This is a genomic window from Streptomyces sp. NRRL F-4489 (assembly GCF_001509485.1).
Taxonomy (GTDB): domain Bacteria; phylum Actinomycetota; class Actinomycetes; order Streptomycetales; family Streptomycetaceae; genus Streptomyces.
On sequence record NZ_LLZI01000119.1, the window covers coordinates 1 to 4,010 of the forward strand.

Annotated in this window: 4 protein-coding genes; 1 reads left to right on the forward strand and 3 read right to left on the reverse strand. The window is 74.7% G+C overall.

The window, feature by feature from the left end:
• The coding region (locus ADL22_RS12060) for a lysophospholipid acyltransferase family protein (RefSeq protein WP_199836279.1) at positions 1-620 on the forward strand (620 nt) is incomplete at its 5' end.
• 31 nt (positions 621-651) lie between these two features.
• Here the strand turns inward: ADL22_RS12060 and ADL22_RS12065 are convergent.
• The 3 genes from ADL22_RS12065 to glnII all read right to left on the reverse strand — a co-directional run bounded on the left by ADL22_RS12065 (position 652) and on the right by glnII (position 3,811).
• Positions 652-1,272, reverse strand: coding sequence for a winged helix-turn-helix domain-containing protein (locus ADL22_RS12065; RefSeq protein WP_066977002.1), 621 nt, complete (start codon positions 1,270-1,272; stop codon positions 652-654).
• Between the two features lie 333 nt (positions 1,273-1,605).
• Positions 1,606-2,637: a rhomboid-like protein gene (locus ADL22_RS36075; protein ID WP_234430660.1), complete on the reverse strand. Its 1,032-nt coding sequence runs from the start codon at positions 2,635-2,637 to the stop codon at positions 1,606-1,608.
• Positions 2,638-2,788: 151 nt separating this feature from the next.
• Positions 2,789-3,811 (reverse strand): glutamine synthetase, encoded by a 1,023-nt coding sequence (glnII, locus tag ADL22_RS12075; RefSeq protein WP_066977006.1) that lies wholly within the window; start codon positions 3,809-3,811, stop codon positions 2,789-2,791.
• Positions 3,812-4,010: the final 199 nt, after the last annotated feature.

A 4,010-nucleotide genomic window follows, 5' to 3' on the forward strand; every position in this document is an offset into this window, starting at 1 on the left:
CCCCCACCGCCGACCGCAACGCGGACCCCCGTCACCCCTGTCACTCCCGCCACCCTCATCACTCCCGCCAGTCCCACCCCGGCACCCTCATCGTCGCCAACCACATCTCCTGGCTCGACATCCCCGCCCTGCTCGCCGTCGAGCCTCTCACCCTGCTCGCCAAACGGGAGGTGGGCGGCTGGCCGCTGGCCGGCGGCCTCGCCCGGCGGGCCGGCACCCACTTCATCGACCGCACCAGCCCCCGCCAACTTCCGCACACCGTCAGCGAACTGGCCGGAATCCTGGCCTCCGGCCGCTCCGTGGCGGTCTTCCCCCAGGCCACCACCTGGTGCACGCCCGGCCGGGGCGCCTTCCGCCGGGCCACCTTCCAAGCCGCCCTGGACGCCGGCGCCCCCGTCCGCCCGGTCACCCTCGCCTACACCCAGCTGGGCCGCCCCACGACGGTGGCCGCCTTCTGCGGCGAGGACACCTTCGCGGCCTCGCTGCGCCGGGTGGCCACCGCCCGCGGCCTGGCCGTACGGGTCACCGTCCACCCGGCGCTGCCCACGGCCGGCCGCGGCCTGGACCGCCGCACACTGGCGGCGGCCGCCGAACGGGCCGTACGGAGCGGGGGCTGCTGAACGGGTCGCGGCCCGGAGAACGACGGGCCGGTCAGGCGCTCGGCACGTACTTGTACCCGACCCGCCGCACGGTCACGATCGACGCCCGGTGCTCGGCGCCCAGCTTCCGCCGCAGCCGGGCGACATGGACATCGACCGTGCGGCCGTCGCCGACGTGCCCGTAACCCCACACCGTGGTCACCAGCTGATCGCGGGTGTGCACCCGGTGCGGATGCGCCACCAGATGGGCCAGTAGCTCGAACTCCAGGTACGTCAGGTCGAGTTGCCGCCCCTGGACGTGCACGGTCCGCTGCTCGGGGTCGATCCGTACGATCTCGTCCCCGGTCCGGGCCGCCGGCGCGGGCCCGGCGGGCGGCTGCGGCGGTACGGGCGCCTGCTCGGCCGGTACGAGGACGAGGTAGCCGACCATCGGCGGCTGGCCGGGCAGCGCCGGCAGGCTGTGCTGCGGCGCCGGGAGCCAGGTCGCGCCGGCGTTCAGCAGCTCGGAGACGTCCTGGAGGCCGTGGCGCACGGCGCCCGCCCCCAGGGCGGCGGCGGGCGGCGACGGGCGGGCCTCGTCGGGTGCCACGGCGCGGAGCCGGTGGCGGTGGTGGGGCTGATGCGGAACGGCGGCCGTCGGGGAACCGGCAGGGACGGTACGGAGATTGGTCATCGGAGGTCAGCTCTTTCGCGCAGGGGCCGTCGGGGGACGAGATGCGCGCGGGCAGGGCTGGGGACACCGGTCAGCGGTGTCGGAGAGGAGGGTGCGGGCCCGCGCTCAGTGCGCGCGGCAACACAGACGGTCGAAGGCGTGCGCCTGCCGGGACGGCCAGAACGGCTCGAGGTCGCTGCGACCTGTCGCGGTGTCGGGGAGGCTGGCCATGGCCCTATTGAACCAGACAGCCATAGATCTGTCTTTCACACCGCCGCCCGCTGCGACACGATCCCGCCGCACCCCGGCCCCGCGACGCCGGCACACCGGTGACACCCCGCCCCCGACTGCCCTTCACCACACCGGAGTTGCCGCCCGGCCCGCTATCGCGCCACCCGGCCACGTGGCCGGAAATCGCCCCCGTATGCCGTTCCGCGCCGCCCCTATCCCCACCCCGAGCACCAGCGCCGCCAGATGCCCGGCATCCGTGAACGTCCGCCCGCGCCGCACCACCGGCGCGATGCCCAGCCCCACCAGCCCGCCCACCACCGCGACCCGCACCCTCGGCCGCCCCCACGTCGCCCCCAGCGCCCCGAGCACCGCACAGAACCCATAACTCGCCCCGACATCGAGTGCCTGAGCCACCGCGTCCAGAGGGGCCGCCCCATGCGCCGCCGCGTCGTGTCCGGCGGCCTCGTGCGCCGCCGCCGTCTCGTGCGCGGTGGCGCCGTCGTGCGCGGTGGCACCGTGTGCGGACCGCGCGCCGCCGGAGGTGACCGCATCCTGGGCGGCGAGGCCGGTGACGGCGACGTCGGAGCCGGGACCTTCAGAGCCCGCGATCGCCGGGACGGCGGCCTCGGGAACGGCGCCATCACGACCCCTCGCCCCGGCCGCCACCCGCTCCCCACCTACCCGCCGCCCCCAGCCCACCGACCGCGCACCACCCGCCGAGCGCTCCCCGCCCACCGGCCGCGCCCTTCCCACCGGCCCCGACTCATCCACCGGCCGCCCCCGCCACCGGCCGCGCGCCCGGAGCCCCGCGTACACCAGCAGGCTGGCGCCCACGTGCCCGGCCGCGAAGACCGCCGCGGTGCGCGCGGTGCCCCAGCGCGCCTCGGCCGCCGCCAGCGCCGCCAGCAGCGCGGCACCGTACGCGGCCGGCAGCGGCTCCTCCACGAAGCCCGCGCTGGTGGCCAGCGTGCCCCACCGGCCGGCGTCCAGATTGGCCGTATTGGTGGAGTGCCGCCGCAGCAGCTCCGTACGCCGCGGCCCCGGCAGCCGGGCGGTGGCGTACGCGCCCGCCTGCAGCGCCGCCACGTACAGCGGCGCCGCCCAGGGCAGCGCCCCGCGCCACCCGCCGCCGTCCCTCACCCTGATCGCAACCATGCCACCAGCGTGCCACCCACCACTGACAACCGCCCCCGCCCGCCCCGCCGTTGGCGACAGCCGGGCCACCGCGTCGCCCCCTCGCCCATCGCACGCGAAAGGGGCCGGACCCAGCGGGTCCGGCCCCTTTCGAGGGAGCGATACCGTCGCGTCACACCTGCGCGCGCCGCTCCAGCTCCGTGCAGCAGGTGTCCACGATCAGCCGGGTGACCACGTACGGGTCGACGTTGGCGTTCGGCCGCCGGTCCTCGATGTAGCCCTTCTTGTCGACCTCGACCTGCCACGGGATACGCACCGAGGCACCGCGGTCGGAGGCGCCGTACGAGTAGTGGTTCCACGGCGCGGTCTCGTGCGCGCCGGTCAGCCGCTCCTCGATCCCGCTGCCGTACTGGCGGACGTGCTCCAGCGGCTTGTCGCCCTCGCCCAGCGCCTCGCAGGCGGTGATGATCGCGTCGTAGCCCTCGCGCATCGCGCGGGTGGAGAAGTTGGTGTGCGCGCCCGCGCCGTTCCAGTCGCCCCGGGCCGGCTTGGCGTCCAGGGAGGCGGTGACGCCGTACTCCTCGGCCGTACGGTGCAGCAGCCAGCGCGCCACCCACATGTGGTCGGAGACCACCAGCGGCGCCAGCGCGCCCACCTGGAACTCCCACTGGCCCGGCATCACCTCGGCGTTGATGCCGGAGAGCCCCAGACCGGCCGCCAGGCAGCGGTCGAGGTGCTTCTCGACGATCTCCCGGCCGAAGATCTCGCCGGCGCCGACGCCGCAGTAGTAGCCGCCCTGGGGGGCCGGGAAGCCGCCGCCCTCGGGGAAGCCCAGCGGGCGGTCGCCCTTGAGGAAGGTGTACTCCTGCTCGATCCCGAAGATCGGCTCCTGCGCGGCGAACCGTTCCGCCACCGGCCGCAGCAGGGCCCGCGTGTTGGAGGAGTGCGGCGTGAGGTCGGTGTTCAGCACCTCGCACAGCACCAGCAGGTGGTCACCGCCCCGGATCGGGTCCGGGCAGCTGAACACCGGGTCGAGCACGAGGTCCGAGGCGTGGCCCTCGGCCTGGTTGGTGCTGGACCCGTCGAACCCCCAGCGCGGCAGCGAGCTCCCGTCCTTCAAGATCTTCGTCTTGGAGCGGAGCTTGGCGGTCGGCTGGGTGCCGTCGATCCAGATGTACTCGGCCTTGATGGTCACGGGGTCCTCTTATACGGGTCGGTGCGGGTACGCGTGCGGGCGTACCGGAGCACTCTCGCAACAGGCCGTTTCCCGTCCATTGCCCTTATGTGAACCACGTGTTACCCACTCGGACATCCCCCGATTCCACCCCATTCCCCCACAAAACGACCGACACCTCTGGGGCCGCCACGGCGACAGGATTCCCAGCGACGCTCAC